Here is a 505-nt window from a genome sequence, read left to right on the forward strand (position 1 = left end):
CGGGGGGGTTTTTATCTTTATGGAGTAAGTGACTATGTCGACTAAACCGTTTGTTTATCAGGATCCGTTTCCGCTGGCGCACGACGATACGGAATACTATCTGCTCAGCAAAGAGCACGTCTCCGTCGCCGAATTTGACGGCCAGCAGGTCCTGAAAGTAGAGCCGCAGGCGCTGACCCTGCTCGCTCAGCAGGCCTTCCACGACGCCGCCTTTATGCTGCGCGTCTCCCATCAGCAACAGGTCGCCTCGATTTTGCTCGACCCGGAAGCCAGCGATAACGATAAATATGTCGCCCTGCAGTTCCTGCGCAACTCGGAAATTGCCGCCAAGGGCGTGCTGCCGACCTGCCAGGATACCGGCACCGCGATTATCATGGGGAAAAAAGGCCAGCGCGTCTGGACCGGCGGCGGCGATGAAGCCGCCCTGGCGCAGGGGGTGTACAACACCTATACCGAAGATAACCTGCGCTACTCACAGAACGCGCCGCTGGATATGTATAAAGAG

At 57.4% G+C, this 505-nt stretch carries 1 protein-coding gene; it reads left to right on the forward strand.

Annotated elements, in window-relative coordinates:
- Positions 1-34 precede the first annotated feature (34 nt).
- Positions 35-505 (forward strand): fumarate hydratase (locus HMPREF9538_RS33090; RefSeq protein WP_009486301.1); only part of this gene is annotated, 471 nt, incomplete at its 3' end.

The organism is Klebsiella sp. MS 92-3 (assembly GCF_000195655.1).
In the GTDB taxonomy this organism is placed as follows: Bacteria; Pseudomonadota; Gammaproteobacteria; order Enterobacterales; family Enterobacteriaceae; genus Klebsiella; species Klebsiella pneumoniae.